The organism is Mycobacterium sp. IDUB_17 (assembly GCF_055419465.1).
The window spans coordinates 193,916-212,888 of record NZ_JBVAXS010000005.1 but is presented as its reverse complement, the minus strand read 5'-3'; the positions used below and the strand labels follow the sequence as shown (position 1 = coordinate 212,888).

Annotated in this window: 20 protein-coding genes; 9 read left to right on the top strand and 11 right to left on the bottom strand. The window is 65.0% G+C overall.

Features of this window, described 5'->3' with window-relative positions:
• Nucleotides 1-135: 135 nt before the first annotated feature.
• Nucleotides 136-870, bottom strand: a complete 735-nt coding sequence (locus ACZYZ7_RS21950) for a DUF1906 domain-containing protein (RefSeq protein ID WP_463741809.1) — start codon at nt 868-870, stop codon at nt 136-138.
• A 99-nt stretch (nt 871-969) separates the two neighbouring features.
• Nucleotides 970-1,611: a MerR family transcriptional regulator gene (locus tag ACZYZ7_RS21945; RefSeq protein ID WP_450072795.1), complete on the bottom strand. Its 642-nt coding sequence runs from the start codon at nt 1,609-1,611 to the stop codon at nt 970-972.
• Nucleotides 1,612-1,930: 319 nt separating this feature from the next.
• On the opposite strand from ACZYZ7_RS21945, the gene ACZYZ7_RS21940 reads away from it, so the two are divergent.
• A complete protein-coding gene (locus ACZYZ7_RS21940; RefSeq protein ID WP_135456598.1) occupies nt 1,931-3,199 on the top strand; it encodes an MFS transporter in 1,269 nt (422 codons plus the stop codon).
• Here ACZYZ7_RS21940 and ACZYZ7_RS21935 read toward each other — a convergent pair.
• Nucleotides 3,184-4,404: a low temperature requirement protein A gene (locus ACZYZ7_RS21935; protein WP_463741808.1), complete on the bottom strand. Its 1,221-nt coding sequence runs from the start codon at nt 4,402-4,404 to the stop codon at nt 3,184-3,186. The two genes, ACZYZ7_RS21940 and ACZYZ7_RS21935, sit on opposite strands and share 16 nt — an antisense overlap.
• Before the next feature lie 212 nt (nt 4,405-4,616).
• Here ACZYZ7_RS21935 and ACZYZ7_RS21930 point away from each other — a divergent pair, with 212 nt between their 5' ends.
• Nucleotides 4,617-5,204, top strand: coding sequence for an AfsR/SARP family transcriptional regulator (locus ACZYZ7_RS21930; protein ID WP_135456602.1), 588 nt, complete (start codon nt 4,617-4,619; stop codon nt 5,202-5,204).
• A gap of 135 nt (nt 5,205-5,339) precedes the next feature.
• Here the strand turns inward: ACZYZ7_RS21930 and ACZYZ7_RS21925 are convergent, their stop codons facing one another.
• The 5 genes from ACZYZ7_RS21925 to ACZYZ7_RS21905 all read right to left on the bottom strand — a co-directional run bounded on the left by ACZYZ7_RS21925 (nt 5,340) and on the right by ACZYZ7_RS21905 (nt 11,364).
• Nucleotides 5,340-5,978, bottom strand: coding sequence for a twin-arginine translocation pathway signal (locus ACZYZ7_RS21925; RefSeq protein ID WP_450072797.1), 639 nt, complete (start codon nt 5,976-5,978; stop codon nt 5,340-5,342).
• On the bottom strand, nt 5,975-6,865 hold the full coding sequence (locus ACZYZ7_RS21920) for a tetratricopeptide repeat protein (RefSeq protein WP_463741807.1): 891 nt from the start codon (nt 6,863-6,865) through the stop codon (nt 5,975-5,977). Before ACZYZ7_RS21920 ends, ACZYZ7_RS21925 begins: the two co-directional genes overlap by 4 nt.
• Nucleotides 6,866-7,008: 143 nt before the next feature.
• On the bottom strand, nt 7,009-8,511 hold the full coding sequence (locus tag ACZYZ7_RS21915; RefSeq protein ID WP_463741940.1) for a FadD3 family acyl-CoA ligase: 1,503 nt from the start codon (nt 8,509-8,511) through the stop codon (nt 7,009-7,011).
• Nucleotides 8,512-8,522: 11 nt separating this feature from the next.
• A complete protein-coding gene (locus ACZYZ7_RS21910; RefSeq protein ID WP_135456609.1) occupies nt 8,523-9,713 on the bottom strand; it encodes an amidohydrolase family protein in 1,191 nt (396 codons plus the stop codon).
• A 79-nt stretch (nt 9,714-9,792) separates the two neighbouring features.
• The gene (locus ACZYZ7_RS21905; RefSeq protein WP_463741806.1) at nt 9,793-11,364 is read right to left on the bottom strand and encodes an AMP-binding protein; all 1,572 of its coding nucleotides are present in this window, start codon (nt 11,362-11,364) and stop codon (nt 9,793-9,795) included.
• Between the two features lie 58 nt (nt 11,365-11,422).
• Between ACZYZ7_RS21905 and ACZYZ7_RS21900 the strand changes: the two genes are divergently transcribed.
• Nucleotides 11,423-12,139: an enoyl-CoA hydratase/isomerase family protein gene (locus ACZYZ7_RS21900; RefSeq protein WP_463741805.1), complete on the top strand. Its 717-nt coding sequence runs from the start codon at nt 11,423-11,425 to the stop codon at nt 12,137-12,139.
• Nucleotides 12,140-12,226: 87 nt separating this feature from the next.
• Here ACZYZ7_RS21900 and ACZYZ7_RS21895 read toward each other — a convergent pair whose 3' ends face one another.
• Complete coding sequence (locus ACZYZ7_RS21895; protein WP_463741804.1) at nt 12,227-12,751, bottom strand: VOC family protein; 525 nt, start codon at nt 12,749-12,751, stop codon at nt 12,227-12,229.
• Nucleotides 12,752-12,839: 88 nt separating this feature from the next.
• Between ACZYZ7_RS21895 and ACZYZ7_RS21890 the strand changes: the two genes are divergently transcribed.
• Nucleotides 12,840-13,307: a Zn-ribbon domain-containing OB-fold protein gene (locus ACZYZ7_RS21890; protein WP_463741939.1), complete on the top strand. Its 468-nt coding sequence runs from the start codon at nt 12,840-12,842 to the stop codon at nt 13,305-13,307.
• Nucleotides 13,297-14,442, top strand: a complete 1,146-nt coding sequence (locus ACZYZ7_RS21885; protein ID WP_450072311.1) for a thiolase family protein — start codon at nt 13,297-13,299, stop codon at nt 14,440-14,442. Before ACZYZ7_RS21890 ends, ACZYZ7_RS21885 begins: the two co-directional genes overlap by 11 nt.
• Nucleotides 14,443-14,522: 80 nt before the next feature.
• On the opposite strand, the gene ACZYZ7_RS21880 is transcribed toward ACZYZ7_RS21885, so the two are convergent.
• Nucleotides 14,523-15,128, bottom strand: coding sequence for a TetR/AcrR family transcriptional regulator (locus ACZYZ7_RS21880; RefSeq protein ID WP_135456677.1), 606 nt, complete (start codon nt 15,126-15,128; stop codon nt 14,523-14,525).
• 191 nt (nt 15,129-15,319) lie between these two features.
• On the opposite strand from ACZYZ7_RS21880, the gene ACZYZ7_RS21875 reads away from it, so the two are divergent.
• The 3 genes from ACZYZ7_RS21875 to ACZYZ7_RS21865 all read left to right on the top strand — a co-directional run bounded on the left by ACZYZ7_RS21875 (nt 15,320) and on the right by ACZYZ7_RS21865 (nt 17,705).
• Nucleotides 15,320-16,612, top strand: coding sequence for a cytochrome P450 (locus ACZYZ7_RS21875; RefSeq protein ID WP_450072310.1), 1,293 nt, complete (start codon nt 15,320-15,322; stop codon nt 16,610-16,612).
• Nucleotides 16,613-16,781: 169 nt separating this feature from the next.
• Nucleotides 16,782-17,255 carry a hypothetical protein gene (locus tag ACZYZ7_RS21870; protein ID WP_135456681.1) on the top strand — a complete coding sequence of 158 codons (474 nt, stop codon included), beginning with the start codon at nt 16,782-16,784 and terminating at the stop codon, nt 17,253-17,255.
• A 3-nt stretch (nt 17,256-17,258) separates the two neighbouring features.
• On the top strand, nt 17,259-17,705 hold the full coding sequence (locus ACZYZ7_RS21865) for a hypothetical protein (protein WP_135456683.1): 447 nt from the start codon (nt 17,259-17,261) through the stop codon (nt 17,703-17,705).
• Between the two features lie 89 nt (nt 17,706-17,794).
• On the opposite strand, the gene ACZYZ7_RS21860 is transcribed toward ACZYZ7_RS21865, so the two are convergent.
• Nucleotides 17,795-18,166: a hypothetical protein gene (locus ACZYZ7_RS21860; RefSeq protein WP_036450882.1), complete on the bottom strand. Its 372-nt coding sequence runs from the start codon at nt 18,164-18,166 to the stop codon at nt 17,795-17,797.
• A 213-nt stretch (nt 18,167-18,379) separates the two neighbouring features.
• On the opposite strand from ACZYZ7_RS21860, the gene ACZYZ7_RS21855 reads away from it, so the two are divergent.
• On the top strand, nt 18,380-18,886 hold the full coding sequence (locus ACZYZ7_RS21855; RefSeq protein ID WP_463741803.1) for an Rv2253/PknI dimerization domain-containing protein: 507 nt from the start codon (nt 18,380-18,382) through the stop codon (nt 18,884-18,886).
• The last annotated feature ends 87 nt before the right edge of the window (nt 18,887-18,973 follow it).

The following is an 18,973-nucleotide window of genomic DNA, read 5'->3' as shown; positions in this document are numbered from 1 at the left end:
TTACCTAAATTTTCCGTTGCATCCGAGGCTCCCGAGCAGCCGCGATCCAGCAGACAATCGGGCCGATTCTGTCCAGCGAATCTCGCGCATCCGAGCAAAAAGTTTGCTGAAATATCTTACTCGTCGGTAACTATTTCAGTCCCACTGACCAAATCGCGGCTTGAGGATGTGGTTGATGTCCACGCCGATCCCGCCGACGTTGCGCTTGTCGATCTCGACCTGATGCAGGTGTGCGGCAGAGTGGGCGACCCGGCCCGGCGAGCCCCAGTTGTGCTGCCAGAAGTACGAGCCCAGCCCGTCCTGCAGAGCCCATTCGATCGTCTTGGAGTTGGCGTACACGCCGACCCGCTGGTGCCCCAGCACGGCCTCCCAGCCGCGTAGATACGGCGCTACCTGCTGCTTGTACTGCTCATAGCTCGGATCATCGTCGATCGACGCGTAGATCGGCGCCCCCACCGATCCGCCCGCAGAGGAGTGCAACTGCCAGCCGCGCTTGGCGTGCTGAATCCCGGCGTTCTGCCCGCCCAGCCAGTCGGCGGTGTGCTCCTTGCCGTACTGATAGCAGGACACGATCTTGAGGCCGTTCTGGTACAGATCCCGGGTTTCGGGCAACTGAATCGGCTTACCGAGCATCCACGCACCGCCGGGCCTGCGGTCGGAGACGTAGCGAATTGCCCCGATGGCTCCTGACGTGCGGATATCGGCAGCAGGGATGACGCCGGCGGCGTAATCGAGCAGGACACCCAGCGGCGCAGCGCCGGCCGGAGGGGCGGTCACTCCGGCGCCGACGGACGCCAGGCCGGTACCCAGCCCGATCAGCGCGGGTGCAGCCGCCGCGTATTTGAGCAGGTCGCGTCGGGATATCGACACGTGCCTCAGATTACGACAAGTTCCTCAATATTCACTTCGACGCCACCGACCACAGGTACATCAAGGTTCACACCTGCCCCGATCGGGTCTGAACAGGCCTTATTCAGCGGTTGCCAAACGGGTCCGCAGGGCCCGCTCCAATCCAACCGAGACCACGGCCTGGGCCAGCTCCCGCAAGTCGGTATCGGACGAGACGCCCCGGCATGCGGCGAGCGCCGCGACAGCCGACTCGGCCACCTGATCGATCGCGGCATCGGTCGACTTGGCGAGGTGGGCAATGATCCGGATGGAGCGCCGCTGGTCCTCGGCGCCGGTGACCAGCGCGGCCAATGCCGGGTCGACCACCTCCGCGGGGGCCTCGACGCGCTCTGGGCCCTCCAGGCCCTCCACGATGTCCAGCAATCCGAACTCCACGAGCGTGCGGACATCCTCGTCGGCCGGATCCACGTTCAGTGTCAGTGTTTTCGGCCGGCACCAGTCCGAGGCCTGGATTCCCAGAGCACCGGGCAGATCCTTGCCGCCACGCAAGCCCGCGAAGAACTCGGCGATGTGCGCCGAGTTGAAACCTTTGGCCAGTAGCTGGCTGATCGCCGTCAACTGAGCCAGGTGCCGCTCGCCGTAGTACGCCGAGCGCCCGACGCGCCGCGGCGAATCCAGCAGTCCGCGCTCACGATAAGCGCGGATATTGCGAGCGCTGACGCCGGAAATACGCGCCAGGTCTTCCAGACGATACTCAACCAAGCCGACGTCCTCCGCGTCGGATTGAACAGCGATTCATGCCGACACCCTACTCCCCGATTAATACTGCGAGCGAATTCACGGCTGAGCGACCCCGCCGCCCTCCATGTACATAAGCAGCCCGGTTATCTGCACATATGCCGCACCACCTGTTCCCAGTTACACGTGAGAGTGCATTTTCAGCCAACTCTATGAATCGCGGCAGAGCGGGCCTCGAGACGAAATTCACAGCCGCGACAATCAACTCCGGTCGCTTGGCCACCCATGAGTGCGAGAGCATGTATGCCTGCCCCGAGAAACACATTTGACGAAAGGTGCCCGCGTGCGTCCCTGGATCGTTTGGGCCACCGGACTACTCGCGTACATCATCGCCGTGCTCGACCGCACGACCCTCGGCGTCTCCGGCCTGCAGGCCGCCGACAGATTTGCCGCGAGCCCTGGCGTGCTGTCCACGTTCGTCGTGCTGCAGGTGATCGTCTATGCCGCGGCCCAGGTACCAGCCGGACTGCTGCTGGACCGGTTCGGCTCCCGTGTGCTCATCGTCTGTGGGGCCGCGCTGATGACCGCCGGCCAACTCGTGCTCGCACTCAGCGAGTCGCTACCCGCGGCGATCGGTGCGCGGGCCATCGTCGGCCTGGGCGACGCATTGACCTTCATCTCGGTACTTCGCTTGGTGCCGTACTGGTTCGAGCCGGCGCGCGTTCCGTTGGTGGCACAGCTGACCGGGATCTGCGGTCAGCTCGGTCAGGTCCTGTCTGCGGTCCCGTTCCTCGCGATCCTCACCGGGTCGGGGTGGACACCGGCATACCTGTCGGTCGCAGCGTTCGGAATCGTGGTGATCGTGTTGGCGCTGGCCCTGATCCGCAACACTCCGCACGGCACGGCGCTCACGTCCGAGCCGATCTCCCTGCACGCCAGCCTGTCCCGTATCAAGACCGTCTGGCTGCGACCCGGCACCAGGCTCGGATTCTTCACCCATATGGGCACCCAGTTCTCGGTCACGGTGTTCGCGCTGATGTGGGGAGTGCCCTACCTGACGGTGGCGCAGGGACTTTCGGAGACCGCAGCAGGCTCGCTACTGACTGTCTCAGTGGTGGCCGCGATCTCGGCCGGGATCATGATCGGCGTATTCACGGGCCGGCATCCGCACCGCAGATCACGTCTGGTGCTCTGGATCATCGCCAGTAACGCCCTGGTGTGGACCGTGGTGCTGGCCTTGCCCGGCCCGGCGCCGGTGTGGTTGTTGGTGGTGCTCATCGTCGTCATCTCGGTGGGCGGTCCCGGTTCGATGGTCGGATTCGACTTCGCCCGCACCTTCAATCCGAGCCACACGCTCGGGACCGCCCAGGGCATGGTGAACATGGGTGGCTTCCTGGCGGCACTGCTGGTGATGCAGGCGATGGGCCTGATCCTGTCCGGCGCCGACAGCTACTCTTTCGCATCGTTCCGGCTGGCCTGGTCAGTGCAGTACGCGGTCTGGATTCTGGCCACGATCGGAATCCTGATCACCCGCCACAAGACGCGCCGCCTGCTGGCGGCCGAGCAGGAACGAATGTTGTTGGAAAGCTTCGAGACTCACCCTGGCCGGTGAGCGTCCAGGCGCCGACCGACGATCTCGGCGGCGTGCCGGTGCCCGACCGCCTCGAACCCGACGACCACCACCAGCGGTGCCGCGGTAACGACCAACAGACACGCCGCCATCGACGTCCCGTTTGCGGCCAGCGCCACCGCGGCCACGAGCACCCCTGCGGCCAGCGCCAGCAACAGCGCGTGCAGCAGGTCGAAATCCCCCACAAGAAGTGAGTAGATGACGAACATCGCCGCCAGGTAGACGCCAACCGGAATCGCCACTGCCAGCACGGTACCGACCGAACTCAGCTTCGATTGACCGTCGACGTAGTACGCCGCCACGTGCAAGCCGGCGCCGGTGGCCACGATCGCCGCGTACACCGCCAGGTGCAGATATCCGTACCAGAACGAGAGTGAGCGCTGGGCGTGCAGCAATGCGCCGGCCGGAACCAGGAAGTACACCCACCACATCCCGAAGGTCAGCCCGATTCCGGAAGCGACGAGCAGGATGGCGTCGGTGGACCAGCCGTGCTCCCCCACCGCCGCGGTCAGGGACGCCACCGTACCGACCACTCCTTCACCCAACGCGATGATCGCCAGCAGCCCGTAGCGCTCGGCGACGTGATGGGCGTGCCACGGGGTGCCACCCATCCACCGCTCGGCCAGGATCGGTCCGCTGATCTCGACGACCATCAGCATCAGGGCGGTGACGAAGAAGACCGTCAGCGAGGTCTGTACGAAGATCTGCACCACCCACCCGATCTGCGCGACGACGACCGCACACGCATAGGTCAGGCACGCGGACCGGCGTGGCGGATCCTGCGCAGCGGCCCGTAACCACTGCCCCACCATCGCGATTCGCATCACCACATAGCCCGCCACCATCACCACGTTGTCGACGTGCCCGCCGTGTTCGATGGAGGTGAACACCGGCGGTATGCCCAGCGCCAGGATGATGACGCCGACCATCTGGAGCATCGTCATCACCCGGTAGATCCAGTCGTCGGTGTCGTAGGCGGAGGCGAACCAGGTGAAGTTCATCCACGCCCACCAGATCGCGAACGCGGCGAACCCAAAACCCGCCAACCCGGCCGACACGTGCCCCTCGGCCATCAGATGCGCGAATTGTGCGGCGGCCACCCCGAAGGCGATTACAAATGTCAGGTCGAACAGCAATTCCAGCGGAGTCGCCACCCGGTGCTGCTCGTGCGGATCGCGTCCGGCCATCCGGCTCAGCCGGTGGGTTTGAACCGGACTAGGCCTGACTTCGTTCACCCTGGTATGCCCCTTCTTCGCCACGTGTCACCGCAATTCCATCGCATCTGGACGCCGGAGCGAGGATTCGCGGCGGCGTGGTCGCAGAAACTCGCCGAAAAAACTCGAAATACGAGTAGTGCACTACTGATGTCAGAGCCGCGGCCACGCTCGAGGATGATGTTGTGTCCAAGCAATTCACGCTGAACGTCCTCGGCGAGTTCGCCGTCTACCGCGACATGGAGCCGGTGGTCTTGCCGCCGTCCTGTCGCCGGTTGGTGGCGTTGGCCGCTGTGAAGCGCCGCGAGCTGCACCGCAGCTGGGTATGCGACCTGCTGTGGCCGGGCAGCCCGCCACACAAGGCGGTGTCCTCGTTGCGATCCGCGCTGTGGCGATTGCGACCGTTGGGCGCAGACGCCCTGCTCGTGGTGCGGCACCAGTACGTCAGCCTGGCCCCCGAGGTGAAGGTTGACTGGCACGAAGCGCTCGCATTGCACGAGGCAATGGCGGTGATCGACGGACGACCGGCACCTTCGGTCACCCATCCCGCCCTGCACCGGCTGGTCCGAAGCCGCGACCTGCTCGAAGGTTGGCCCGACTCCTGGTGTGCCGCTGAGCGCGATCGTTACCAGGCCATCAAGCGGTCTGTCCTGGACACGCCCGACGGCGCCGCACCGAGGCAGGTAACGCACTACGTGGTCCCAGGCTCACCGCACCGTCCCGGGTTGCACGTGAGCCGCCAACACAACGGCAACGCGGGGTGCCGGCCATGAGTGCGCTATTGCTGGGCCTCGCTGTCTTCAGCGCAGTGATCACCGCGCTGGCGGTGCACGAACTACAGACGTGGCTGGAGCGATGGGCGTACGAGCGTCACGCTCAGGACTGACGCCCCCTCGCTGGTAGCGCCGTTACACCGGGTCGAACGACGAGATCAACCAGTTGCCGTTGATCTTGCTCATCCCGACTTTGACGGCGCTGGCCGTGAAACTCCCGTTGGGGTTCTCGGCGCTCGTCGTGGCCTGGTTCACGAACACCAGCACCACCGCTGAATCGGGGTGGATCTCCGAGACGGCCGAACGCACGACCGCCGCAGTGGTCTTGACCGACTTCTGCTTGGCGGCGGGGGCGACGATCTCCTGCGTGAACTGGGTGTAGTACGAGAGAAAATCTCCGGTCAGATGTGACTTTGCGGCCGTGAAATCGCGGTCGAGACTGTCCGGCGCGTAGGTCAGGAGCGCCGTCGTGCCTTCGCTGGCCGCCTTGAGCACAGTCGCCGACGCTGCCGGACCGGTCTGCTGGTCAACGCGGAACTGCGCGAAGTACAGCCATCCGGCCAGGGCGGCCGACGCGATCAGCGCCACCACAAGTGCCAGCGGGAACCACAGCATCTTCAGCCGCTGCCGCCAACCTCCCGGTGGCTCAGAAGCAGCCGTGTCGCTGTCGTCGGCCGCATCGGTCTCGGCCTGCTCCTCGGCGCCCTCTTCGATCTCGACTGCCGTCTCGGTGTCGGCTTTCTCGGTCTCTTTGATGTCCTGGTCCAGGGTCACGGCACGAACTCGACTTTCGACAGCTTGATCTGGTCACCTTCGCGGACCATGTTGACGGCCACTCGCCACGGCCGCGGTTGCTTGTTGGCCCCGGTGGTGTTGGTCACCTTGGTGTTCACTGCGACCAGCACAACGGCGTTGTTGTCGCTCATGGTGTCCACCGCGGCGCCCGTCACGTTCGCCTCGGTCACCACCTTTGCGTCCTGGGCCAGCTTGACGAAGTCCTTCGACTGCGCCTCGAAGTCCTCCCGGAACTCGCCCGTCGAGTTGTCGAGGATGTTCTTGACGGCATCTTGAGCGTGGTTGAAGTCCAGCGACATGAGGGTGACGACGGTCTGGCGGGCGGCAGCGGTGTACTCGGCCGCCAACTGCTGGCGATGCTCGGCTTGGCGGTTGTGCCAGATCATCCAGCCGCTGAATCCGAGCAGTCCAGCGATGACGATGAGCGTCAGGCAGGTCGCGAGCACCTTCCAGAACAGACCCGAAACCCGCACCCGCGGGAGTCGGCGGGCCGACGTGCCCTCGGCGGCCTCTGGCTCTGCCTTTTCAAGCGGTTCGGCCTCAACGGCCCCTGCCTCTGCGTCGACGCCGGCGGTGTCGGTGATCTCAGGGGTATCGGACTCGCCGGCATCGGGGACGTCGGCAGGCTCGGTTGTCGGCACTTCGTCAACCGGACCGTCGGCCACGGTCGCGTCCGCGGCGTCCTTGTCGGCGTCGGCCTGGTTACGCAGCCGAATGGCGCGGGCCCTGGCCCGCGCGGCGGCCGCAACGGCCTCGGCCTCTGCGGCCTCCGCTTCGGCCTGTTCAGCCAGTTTCAGTGCGTCGCTCGGTGACGCGTCATCTTCGCTAGTATCGATTACCGGCGACGAAGGCTTGCGGGACGGCATGCCGACCTCCTGTCCGTTCAGCAGCCTGCTTAACGAGAATTACGTTATCAGTTTGCGGTAGTGACCCGAGAGTACATCATCGACAGCAGGCGCATAAATGCGCATTTACCTGCGGAAATGATGTTTACGCACTGTGTGCTCACTTAGCCCGGACTCGCCGTTACCCGCGCCTCAAGCTCATTCTTCATCACCTTGCCGGTGGCATTGAGTGGTAGTTCGTCGAGAAACTCGACATACCGGGGCACCTTGTAGCCAGCCATGCGCTCGCGGCTCCAGGCGATCAATTCCTCCGCAGCGATCGCCGCGCCGGGCTCGTCCCGCAGCACCACGAACGCCTTGCCGACCTGCCCCATCCGCTCGTCGGCGACGCCGATGACGGCAACCTGGGCAATCGCCGGATGCTCGAGCAGGAATCCCTCGATCTCGGCCGGGTAGGCGTTGAAGCCTCCGACGATGAACATGTCTTTCTTACGGCCGACGATCCGCAGCCGTCCGGACTCGGTGAACTCGCCGAGATCTCCGGTGTGCAGCCAGCCGTCGGGATCGATCGCCTCGGCAGTGGCCGCCGGATCGTCCAGGTAGCCCTGCATCACGTTGTAGCCGCGCACCAGCACCTCGGTGTCGTCAGCGATGCGCACGTCCATCCCCTCGCACGGCAGCCCGGCGGTGGTGGCCACATCCTCGGCCGAATCACCCGGACGTGACAGCGTGACGTTGCCCGCCTCGGTGAGGCCGTAGCCGGTCATCAACGTCTGGAACGGCAGCTCTTCGCGGATACGACGCACCAGTTCCACCGGGATGTCAGCGGCACCGGTCACCCCTGCCCGCAGCGTCGCCAGCCGGTCACGGTCCGCTACGGCCAGCAGCGAGTGGTAGAGCGTGGGCGGGCCCGGCAGCATCGTGATGCGTTCGCGCTCAATCAGTTCCACTACGTTGTCGACGTCGAACACCGCCACCGGCAGCATCGTCGCACCGCGCAGGAAGGACGCCACCAACCCGGCCTTCAACCCGAAGGTGTGGAAGTACGGGTTGATCATCAGATAGCGATCGCCCTCGCGCAGATCCGCCAGGGTGGCCCACTCCTCGTAGGCCCGCAGCGTCTGGCGATGGTTCATCATCGCGCCCTTGGGCCTACCGGTGGTGCCCGAGGTGAAGATGACATCGGCGATGTCGGTGGGCTCCACATCGCGCGTGTACGGGCTTCCACTACTCAGGAAGTCGGACTTCAGATCGATGGTCGGAACATCGAGATCAGTCTCTGAGAAAGTGAAATCCTGTCCGAGGAAACCTTTTTGGACCAATACCGCCTTGGCACCGCTGCGCGCCACCACGTCGGCGGCCTCTTCGGCCTTGAACCGGGTGTTGACCGGAACCAGCACGCCGCCGGCGACCATGATCCCGAACGCGGCGATGATCCACTCGGCGGAGTTGGGGGCCCAGACCGCGACCCGGTCCCCCTTGGCGATGCCGAACTCGACGAACGCACCCGAGGCCTTCCGGATGCGCTCGACCAGTTCGGTGAAGGACAGACGCAGCGGACCGTCGGCCCCGGCCGGATTGTCGCCATAGTCGACGACCGCGTCCGTGTCGCCGAAACGGTCCGCTGCACTCAAGACCATCGCGGGGATGGTCTGCCACTGATTGATGTGTCGGCCCCTTAGAGCGTGACCAGGCGGCCCAAATTGCCGCCCATGATCTTGGCCTGATCCTCGACGGCCAGGTGCTCGAGCGCGGTCACGTAGTGGGTCGGCTCGGCCAGGCCCTCCGGGTGCGGCCAGTCGGAGCCGTAGAGCACCTGGTCCACGCCGATCAGGTTGATCAGGTCGTCGATGCCCTCTTCGTAGAACGGGCTGACGTAGATGCGGTTCTTGATCTCCTCGATGGGGTTGCCCAAGAAGGCCTCCGGGGCCTTCTTGTAGACCTCGGCCATCGAATCCAGCAGCGGGAACATCCATTTCGACCCGGCCTCGACGATGCCCACCTTGAGCTTCGGGAAGCGGAACAGGGCACCGTGGATCACCCAGGAGGCCACCGCATCCTGGATCGGGCGCCACTCGTTGAGGATCGACATGGCATTGGTCTGGAACGGCAGCATCTCCTGCACCGTGCCGTCCCATTCCGAGGTGTAGCGCGAGTAGCCGCTGTCCGAGGAGTGCATGCCGACGAACACGTCGTACTCGACGCAGCGCTCCCAGAAGGGGTCGAACTCGGGCAGCGCGAACGAACGCGGGCCACGGAAGCCGGGCACCGGGGCCGGGCGGATCAGGATGGCGCGGGCGCCTCGCTTGACTGCCCACTCCAGCTCTTCGATCGCCTTCTCGACGATCGGCAGGGTGATGACCGGGGTGGTGAAGATGCGGTTCTGGTAGTTGAAGCCCCAGACCTCGTCCAGCCACTGGTTGAGCGAGTGGACGATGACGTGGATGGCGACCGGATTGTCGCGCAAGCGCTCCTCGATGAGGCTGGCCAGCGTCGGGAACATCAGGCTGCGGTCGACGCCGAGTTCGTTCATCAGCTCCAGACGCGGCTCCGGCTCGAAGAACGCCGGGATGGACCGCATCGGCTCACCGAACAGCTCGCGCTTGCTCTTGCCGTCCGGGTTGCCGAACTTGAAGTACTCCTCCCAGGCACCCGGCTTGGCGACATGCGAGAACGTGGGGTTCGGGATGTAGTTGCTGATGTGGCCGTCAATAGCGATCTTGGTGCGGCCGTTGACCTCGACGTACTGGACGATGTCCTTGTACTCCTTGGGGAGGTACTTGGTCATCGCCTCCGGCGGCTCGTAGAGGTGGTTGTCCGCGTCGAACAGCGGAAACGGAATGTCGACCCTATGCGACAGTTGTCCCATGGAAAACTCCTTTGCAATTCGAGAGAATCATATTCTCACTTGATAACTGCCGCAATGCCCAGCTCGGCCCGAGGGCTGCTCACCGGGCGATTGCAGCAATCTCCTGACGGATGACGAACTTCTGAACCTTGCCGCTGGCCGTGCGGGGAAAATCCTCGGCCTGATGTAGCTCTTCCGGCCATTTCTGCCGGGCCATCCCACAGGACTCGAAATGCGCCCGCACCTGATCGAGGGTGGGCATCCTGCCGCCGTCGCGCACCCGAAGGACCGCGGCCACCCTCTCGCCCAGCCGCGCGTCCGGTGCGGCCACCACGATCGCCTCGATCACATCGGGCAGGCCCAGCAGCACCTCCTCCACCTCGAGCGCGCTGATGTTCTCGCCGCCCCGGATGATGAGGTCGGTGGTGCGGTCGGTGATGGTCAGGTACCCGTCCTCGTCGAGCACTCCGATGTCACCCGTGCGATACCAGCCGTCGGAGTCGAAATGCTTTGCAGTGAGGGCATCGTCGGTATAGCCGAGGCACAGATCCGGTCCACGGCTGAAGATTTCGCCGTCCGACCCGAGCCGGATCTCCACACCGGGACGCACATTGCCATCGGTGTAGAGGCGCTTGGCCTCCGGCGCCCCTGCGCCGGATCCGGTTATCGACGGATGTTCGGTGCTGCCATAGGAACGGAAGACGAACAGGCCCAGATCGGCCAGTCGCCGGGTGACGGCCGCGGGCACCGTCGAGCCGCCCAGGCCGACAGTGGTGAACCGGGCCAGATGGCGTTCGTTGAACTGCGGATGGTCCATCAGGCTGGTGACGAAATACGGTGGCCCGCCGCCGATCGACAATCCGTCCCGCTCGATCAACTCCAGCACCTTGCCCGGATCCCAGACGTCGCACAGATCGATCGGGGCACCCTCCAGCACCGGGATCAGGAACGCGCCGAGCATGCCGATGAAATGCCCGACGGGCGTGGCGGTGAGCTGACGACCCCGGTCCGGTGGATAGTTCTCCAGCAACTGGCGGGTTTCGAAGCCCAGCGTCTGATGGCTGTGGATAACGCCTTTGGGCTCGCGGGTGGTTCCGGAGGTGAAGGCGATCAGGGCCGGGGCCGCGGGATCCGCGGTCAGGGTGCCGTTCATCGGCTCGTCGGCCAGCAAGTCAGTGTACGCGTGAACATGCTGCTCGCGCGAGCGCTCGTCGGACAGGCCGACCAGGCCGACGATCGGGACATCGGCACACAGATCGGGCTCGAACTTCATCCGGCCGAACTGCTCGGTGGTGATGAACACCTTCGGTTTCGCCGTGGCCATGATGTGGCCGAGTTCCTTGCGTCCGTAGAAGTGCACGATCGGCACGGTCACGGCACCGAGGAATGCCGAGGCCCAGAATGCGACCGCGGCCTCCATCCAGTTCGGCAGTTGTAGGGCCACGACGTCACCGGGTCCGACTCCGCGATCGCGAAGCCCGGCGGCCAGGCGCCGGGCGGAGCGCTCGACCTCGCCGAAGGTGCCCTCGTACGGACGGGTCGCGGAGTGCACGTAGAACCCGGCATCGGGGCTGGCGGCCAAACCGTCGGCCAGCATCTGCCCCAGGGTTTCCGGCCGCCACCAGCCTTCTTCGACGTACCGTTTGGTCAGCTCAACGGGGATGTCGCGCACAACGGTGATGCTATTCTCATCAAACGAGAATGCCAATCCCGGAACTGGAGAACGTTTGATGGTCGACCTCGAAATCGACGGCGAACTGGCGGTCATCACGATCGACCGACCGCAGGCACGCAATGCCATCTCGCTGGACACCATGGATGCGCTGAACAAGGCGCTCGACGGAGCAGCCGGCGCGTCCGCCCTGGTGATCACCGGCGGCGGCGACCGCGCCTTCGTCTCCGGGGGCGACCTCAAGGAACTGGCAGCACTGCGCACCGAACTCGAGGCTTCCGAGATGGCCTGGCGGATGCGCACGATCTGCGACCGCATCGCCGGTTTCGACGGGCCGGTCATCGCGGCGCTCAACGGCCACGCCCTGGGCGGTGGGGCCGAGGTCGCCGTCGCGGCAGACATCCGAATCGCCGCCGATGACATCAAGATCGGCTTCAACCAGGTGGCCCTGGCGATCATGCCCGCCTGGGGCGGGGCCGAACGACTCGCCACCCTGGTCGGTCGCAGCCGGGCGCTGTTGCTGGCCGGAACCGGTCGCATCCTCGGCGCACGCGAGGCCGAGCAGGTCGGCCTGATCGACCAGGTCGTCCCCCGGGCCGAGTTCGCCGAGACCTGGCGGTCGACGGCGCAGCTTCTGGCCCGACATCAGGCCGGTGAGGTCAAGCGGGTGATCAACGGGGTGTCGACCACCGAGGCGGTCGCGGCCTTCGCCCGGCTGTGGTGCTCGGACGAGCACTGGGCTGCCGCGGACAAGGTGATGAACAAAGGCAAATAAGCGCGCCGTTGGCGACCGCCTGTCGAATGGCCGGTTCCGACACGGCCGTTGCGAGAAAATGTGTCACAACTGGCCGCTCGGCCGACGTCAGCCGCCCAACTCCCGAACCGGATCGCTGCCGTCCCAGTCGGCGGCCTGCGCGCGTACGAAGGCGGCCATGCCGGCCGAGGCGTCGGTCAGCTCCATGACCTCGATGATCGAGGCACCTGTCGGCGGCTCGAAGTACGCGAAGCGCACCCCCTCCCCTTCCCCGCCCGACCACACCTGGGGCCAGCCCTCCTCGCCGAGCTTGTCCATCGCCGCATCGAAATCGTCTGCCCAGTAGGCAAGTTGGTGAAAGCCTCCCGCGCCGGAGCCGCCGAGGAACTCGGTGAAGATGCTGGGCGTGTCATCGAGTTGTTGGATCAACTCGACCTGAAGGTCACCGCTGTTGGACAGCGCGAGGGACAGTTTCACCTCGCACGGCGCACCCCGGTAGGTCACCCGCTGCGGCAGGTCGCGGATCACGAACCACGGACCGACACCCATCTTCAGCCAGCCCTCTATTGCATCGTCCAGGTCGGTGACCACGTACCCGATCTGGCGGACCTCTCCCGGTAGAACCTCGCTCACGCCGCCTCCATCTGTCCATGCCGTCTCAACTGCATCGAGGAGCCTACCGAGAGTCGGTTCTCACTAGACGAGAATTGCATTTCCAGTTATCGTCAGCGACGTGTCAACTCAGAAGGCTCTGGCGCCCGAGATCTCGACCTGGCCCGATGCCGAACCCCAGCTGATCGGCAGCCGCTGCACCGACTGCACGGCCACCACGTTCCCCGCCCAGGCCCGCTGCCCCAAATGCTCCGGCGGCAACACCGAACAAGCCCTGCTGCCCCGACGCGGCACCGTCATCGCCTGGACCACCCAGGGCTTCCCACCCGGCGCCCCCTACAAAGGCCCCACCGGAAAAGCCTTCGTCCCCTTCGGCGTCGGCCTCGTCGAACTCACCGACGACACCGGCCCCGTCATCCGCGTCGAAGGCCGCCTCACCGAAAACGACCCCGCCAAACTCCAATTCGGCATGGACGTCGAACTCACCATGATCCCGTTCACCACCGACGAAGACGGCAACGACGTTGTCACCTTCGCCTTCCAGCCCGTCCAGAAAGGCCGCGCACATGACCAATGACGTAGCCATCATCGGCGTCGGCCTGCACCCGTTCGGCCGCTTCGACAAGACCGCGATGCAAATGGGCGCCGAGGCAATCCAATTCGCACTGGAGGATGCCGGCCTGGAATGGAAGGACATCCAGTTCGGGTTCGGCGGCAGCTATGAGGTGTCGAATCCCGATGCGGTCACCCGACTGGTCGGGCTGACCGGCATCACGTTCACCAACGTGTTCAACGCATGTGCCACCGCGGCCAGCGCGATCCAACAGACCGCCGACACGATCCGGCTGGGTAAGTACGACATCGGCATCGCGATCGGCCTGGACAAGCACCCGCGCGGCGCCTTCACCGACGACCCGGCCAAACTCGCGCTGCCGCAGTGGTATGCCGAGAACGGCCAGTTCGTCACCACCAAGTTCTTCGGGATGAAGGCCAACCACTACATCCACAAGCACAACATCTCCGAGGAGACGCTGGCGCGGGTGGCCAACAAGAACTTCCGCAACGGTGAGAAGAACCCGAATGCGTTCCGGCGCAAGGAGATCTCGGTCGAGGAGATCATGGCCTCCCCGGTGCTGAACTACCCGCTGCGGCAGTACATGTTCTGCGCACCCGACGAAGGCGCGGCCGCGGTGATCATGTGTCGTGCCGACATCGCCCACAAATACACCGACAAGCCGGTGTACGTGCGGGCCAGCGAGATCCGGACCCGGACCTTCGGCGCCTACGAGGTACACGGAACGTCGGCGCCGCTCGATGAGGACCCCTCGCCGACCGTGTTCGCGGCGAAGGCCGCCTACGAGGCCGCGGGCATCGGACCCGAAGACGTGGACGTCGCCCAGCTGCAGGACACCGATGCCGGCGCCGAGGTGATCCACATGGCCGAGACCGGGTTGTGTGCCGATGGCGAGCAGGAGAAGCTGCTGGCCGACGGCGCCACCGAAATCGGCGGGTCGATCCCGGTCAACACCGACGGCGGCCTGATCGCCAACGGCGAGCCCATCGGCGCCTCGGGTCTACGGCAGATGCACGAGCTGGTGCGTCAGCTCCGTGGTGAAGCAGGCGAACGCCAGGTACCGGGCAACCCCCGCGTCGGCCTGGCCCAGGTCTACGGCGCACCGGGCACGGCCTCGGCCACCATCCTCTCGCTCTAGTTCCCCGGCGATCCGACGTGAATGTCCCCCGCAACCATCGGTTCGGGGGACATTCGCGGCTGCCCGCACAAGGGCAGGCCTCAGGCCGGCAGTTCCATCGGCTGCGGCTCGCCTTCGAGACGCCTCAGCCAGTCCTCGCAGAACTGCAGCACCTCGGCGTGGCCTGCCGTCATTCCGAGAGCCTGCTCCATGACCATCACCCGCGACACACTGGCTGCGATGAATGTCCACACGATCGGCGGCACCTCCGACGAGTCGACGCCGTAGCGCCGCAGTGCCCCGTCGATCGCCTTGGTTTCCGCGTCGCGGAACATCTCGGCGTAGCGGCCGATCTCAGCCCGCAGCGCCGGTCGGTGGTTGGCAAGCCCCGTCATCTCCATCGTCAAGCGCGTCGCGCTCGGATCGGTGCCGAACCGCCACAGCGCCCACAGCGGCTGCGGGGAGTTCAGGGCTTCGGCCTGCGCAGCCAACCCCTCGTCGGCACGTCGCACGAACACCGCCAGGAACAGGTCGTCCATGGTGCGGAAGTAGTAGTGCACCAACTGGGGCTTGAGACCGGCCCGCTCAGCCACCCGGCGGGACGTGACCGCGACGTATCCCTCCTCGATCATCAGTGCCTCGGCAGCGTCGAGCAGCACGATCCGGTTCTTTGCGTCGGGCGCTCCGATCCTCCGCTCCGATGCCATACCCGATCCTCCTCTCGCCCCGCCCCCAACAACGTCCGGCTGATCGTAACTTTCGCCCAGCCACGCGATCTTGACCACGACTCTACCGCCATGCTAAGCAGGTGCTCAGCAATTTTCGATAATTCTTCGCGCGGTGCAGCCCGTCGCGAAACCACCGCAGCGCATATCGATTTCGGGAGGCAGCGCACATCATGAGCGATTCCGGCACGACCAATTACGACACTGTCGACTACTTCACCGACCAGTCGCTGGTACCCGACCCGCACCCGTACTTCGACCACCTGCGCAGCAAGTGTCCGGTGGTGAAGGAACCGAATTACGGCGTCATGGCGATCACCGGGTTCGAAGAGGCCACTACGGTCCTCAAGGACTCCGATCTCTTCTCGTCGTGCATCGCGGTGGCCGGCCCGTTCCCGCCGCTGCCCTTCACCCCTGAAGGTTCGGACATCACCGAGCAGATTGCGGCGCATCGCTCCCAGATGCCGATGTTCGAACACATGGTCACGATGGACCCACCCGACCACACCAACGCCCGTTCCCTGCTCAATCGGCTGCTGACACCGCGCCGGTTGAAGGAGAACGAGGACTTCATGTGGCGGCTGGCCGACCAGTGTCTCGACGATTTCATCGCCGACGGCAAGTGTGAGTTCCTCAGCGCCTACGCCAAGCCTTTCTCACTCCTGGTGATCGCCGACATGCTGGGCGTACCGGAAGAAGACCACGAAGAGTTCCGCACCGTGCTGGGCGCGCCCCGACCCGGGGCGCAGGTCGGCTCCCTCGACGGCGACCTCGTTTCCAGCAATCCGTTGGAATGGCTCGACGAGAAGTTCATCGGTTACCTCGAAGACCGCCGGAAAGAACCCCGCGACGACGTGCTGACGGCCCTCGCCACAGCGAACTACCCGGACGGTTCCGTACCGCCCATCATCGAGGTGGTTCGATCCGCCACCTTCCTTTTCGCCGCCGGCCAGGAGACCACCACCAAGCTCCTCTCGGCGTCGCTGCGGGTGCTCGGCGACCGCCCGGACATCCAGCAGGCCCTGCGCGACGACCGCAGCCGCATCCCGACCTTCGTCGAGGAAGCCTTGCGGATGGACGCCCCGGTCAAGAGCCAGTTCCGGCTGGCCAAGAAGGACACCAAGCTCGGCGACATCGATGTACCCGCCGGCACCACGCTCATGGTGTGCCCGGGCGCGGTGAACCGCGACCCGGTCCGCTTCGAGGATCCACACACGTTCAGCCTCGATCGCAAGAACGTGCGCGAGCACATCGCATTCGGCCGTGGCGTGCACAGCTGCCCCGGCGGCCCACTGGCCCGCGTCGAAGGCCGGGTGTCGCTGGAGCGGATCCTGGACCGGATGGCCGACATCGGTATCGACGAGGATTTTCACGGCCCCGCCGACGATCGTCGCTACACCTACGAGCCGACGTTCATCCTGCGCGGCCTGACCGATCTGCACATCACGTTCAACCCGGTGCGCTGACCCCACCGCTCGACAGACGATTCCGCGGATCTCGCCTTCGCCCGTATTTGTTATTCTCCTATTGCGAGAATGACAATCTCGCTGGCGAAGACGAGATTCCGGTTTCGGCACGGTGAAGCTCGATCTCGTTCTATAGTCAGCCGACCAGTGCTGATCCGTGGAGGTGCCCGTGAAATCCAGCTTGATCCGTATGGCGATGAGCGCCGCGCTCGGGTTGGGGACAGCAATCGCATTGGCACCGCCGTCGCAGGCCATGTATTTCGGCAACTACAGCCTCAACATGCCCGACCGCAGGGATTTCCACACGTGGTTGTGGTCAGCGATCACGCCGTGCCGCGAACCCGGGTCCGACGTCAGGCAGAAGGACTGCGTCACCATCGTGACCATCCCCCAGCCGGTCGCCAAGGCGGTCTCAAACCGTGGCGACGCGAGGCTGGTCGACGGTCGCTACACCTTGACGATCGACGAGTTCTACGGCTTGCGGTGCGGGGACATCTACTACGGGCCGACGATCCCGACCCACGACGTCTACACGTGGGACGCGAACACACTCGCAGGCGAGATGGTCTCCACGTTCGACGCCGGCTGCGACGGCGCTCCCGGTGGCTCCTTCACCTACCCGTTCACCCTGACGAGGATGTGATCGATGCGCTACCCGACGAGCCGAGCCCTGAACATCGCGACGGCTGCCACCCTGGCGGCCGGCGCAATCGCCACGGCCGCACCGGCATTCGCCGACGATCCCGAGCTGGCCGGCCCGCCGCTGCACCACGTGCAGTACACCGTGACCGCCGATGCCCCCTACTGGGCTCACATCTACTACCGCGACAGCGATCCCGCACAGTTCTCGGATTACAGCCACAATCCGTACGAGTTCAGCCCGCGGGCCGATGTGGACATCGCACCGGACAGGCCATGGGTTTTCGACGCGATGCTTGCCGATCCGGACCTGTGGGCCATGGTCCTCGTGCAGAGCGGTGAATCGCCCAATTTTCCGACCCCCGGATTCAACTGCAAACTGGCAGTCGACGGCGTGGTGGTCAAGACCAACAGCGGCCCCAAGGGCGCACTGTGTTCGATCCGGAACTGGTAGACCTCGCAACCGAAACATCAAAATGCTTGAGGGCGACGCGAACCGCGTCGCCCTCAAGCGTCTTCAAGCATTTGACCCAGTCCGTTGGATCAGGCGTCGCCGCGGAGCCAGCGCTGTTCGCCATTCATCGGAACACAGCTCAGGAACAGCCCGTCCGGGGCTTGGGCCACCGAGTCGAGTTCGTTGATGCAGAGGCTGTTCTCGTCGCGGATGCCCACCATGGGTGGCGACCGGAACCACCGCGGCTCGTAGCGCCGTGGTGAGCCGCAGAACAACAGGCGCCCCCATCCGTTGCGTGCGTCGACCCCGAACACGTAGTAGGAGGTGTTGTCGCACGGAGCGCCGAGCACTGCGTTCGGGTTGATACCCGGTGTGCAGAACGCGTCATTACATGTCTGCGGTCCCGCGTTTGCCTGCGGAGCAGCCAGCATCCCGGCGACAATCACTGAAGCGGTCGCCATCACCGTCACACGCACGTTGCTACTTTCGCATAGCTGGAAATTAAACTCTCAGTTTTGGAGAATATTACTACGATCGACACGCCGCTGGTCCACAGGCCGGTAGCGCGGTGGGGTGGCCTGGTCAAATCGAACGTGGACAACCTGCTGATAGTGATATTCTCCGAAACTGAGAACATGGCTACCGCCTCGACAGGTTGGGCAGAAGGAGCGTTCATGTCAGTCTCCCGGGTAAGTGCTGGCGTGGTGGCCGTCGCCACCGCGGCAGTGGTCGGCCTGAGCGGCGCCGCCCCCGCCGCCGCCGAGCAGTGGGGTATCAACGGCACGTTCGCCACATCGTCCAATGGCGAATGGGCCAAGATCAACGACCGCTACGAGAACCAGCCCTCGGTACGTAGCAACTGGACCATCTCGACCCAGTGCATCTCGCCCACCGAGTGCAACGGCACGGTGACCAGCGACGCCGGCTGGTCGGCACCGATCTACACGACGAACGGCCTCTGGTACATCAAGCGGGTCGTACCCAACTGGCGGTTCTGCGCCGACGGCACCCCCATCGAGGGCATGCAGATCTACAAGATCTACCCGGTGGGCTTCGACGGCCACGTGGACCTTGCCTCAAGCGAATACACCGGCGAGGACGTGACCACCGGCCCCAGTGGCTCGTGCGGGCGCAATCAGTGGCCAACCGTCCGGATGCCGTTCTACATGCGGCCCGCGTAGCCGCACCGACGGGGCAGCGGCTGACGCAGAACGCGAAAACCGAAGACAGACAAAGAAACCGGCCACGGGCGATTGCCCGTGGCCGGT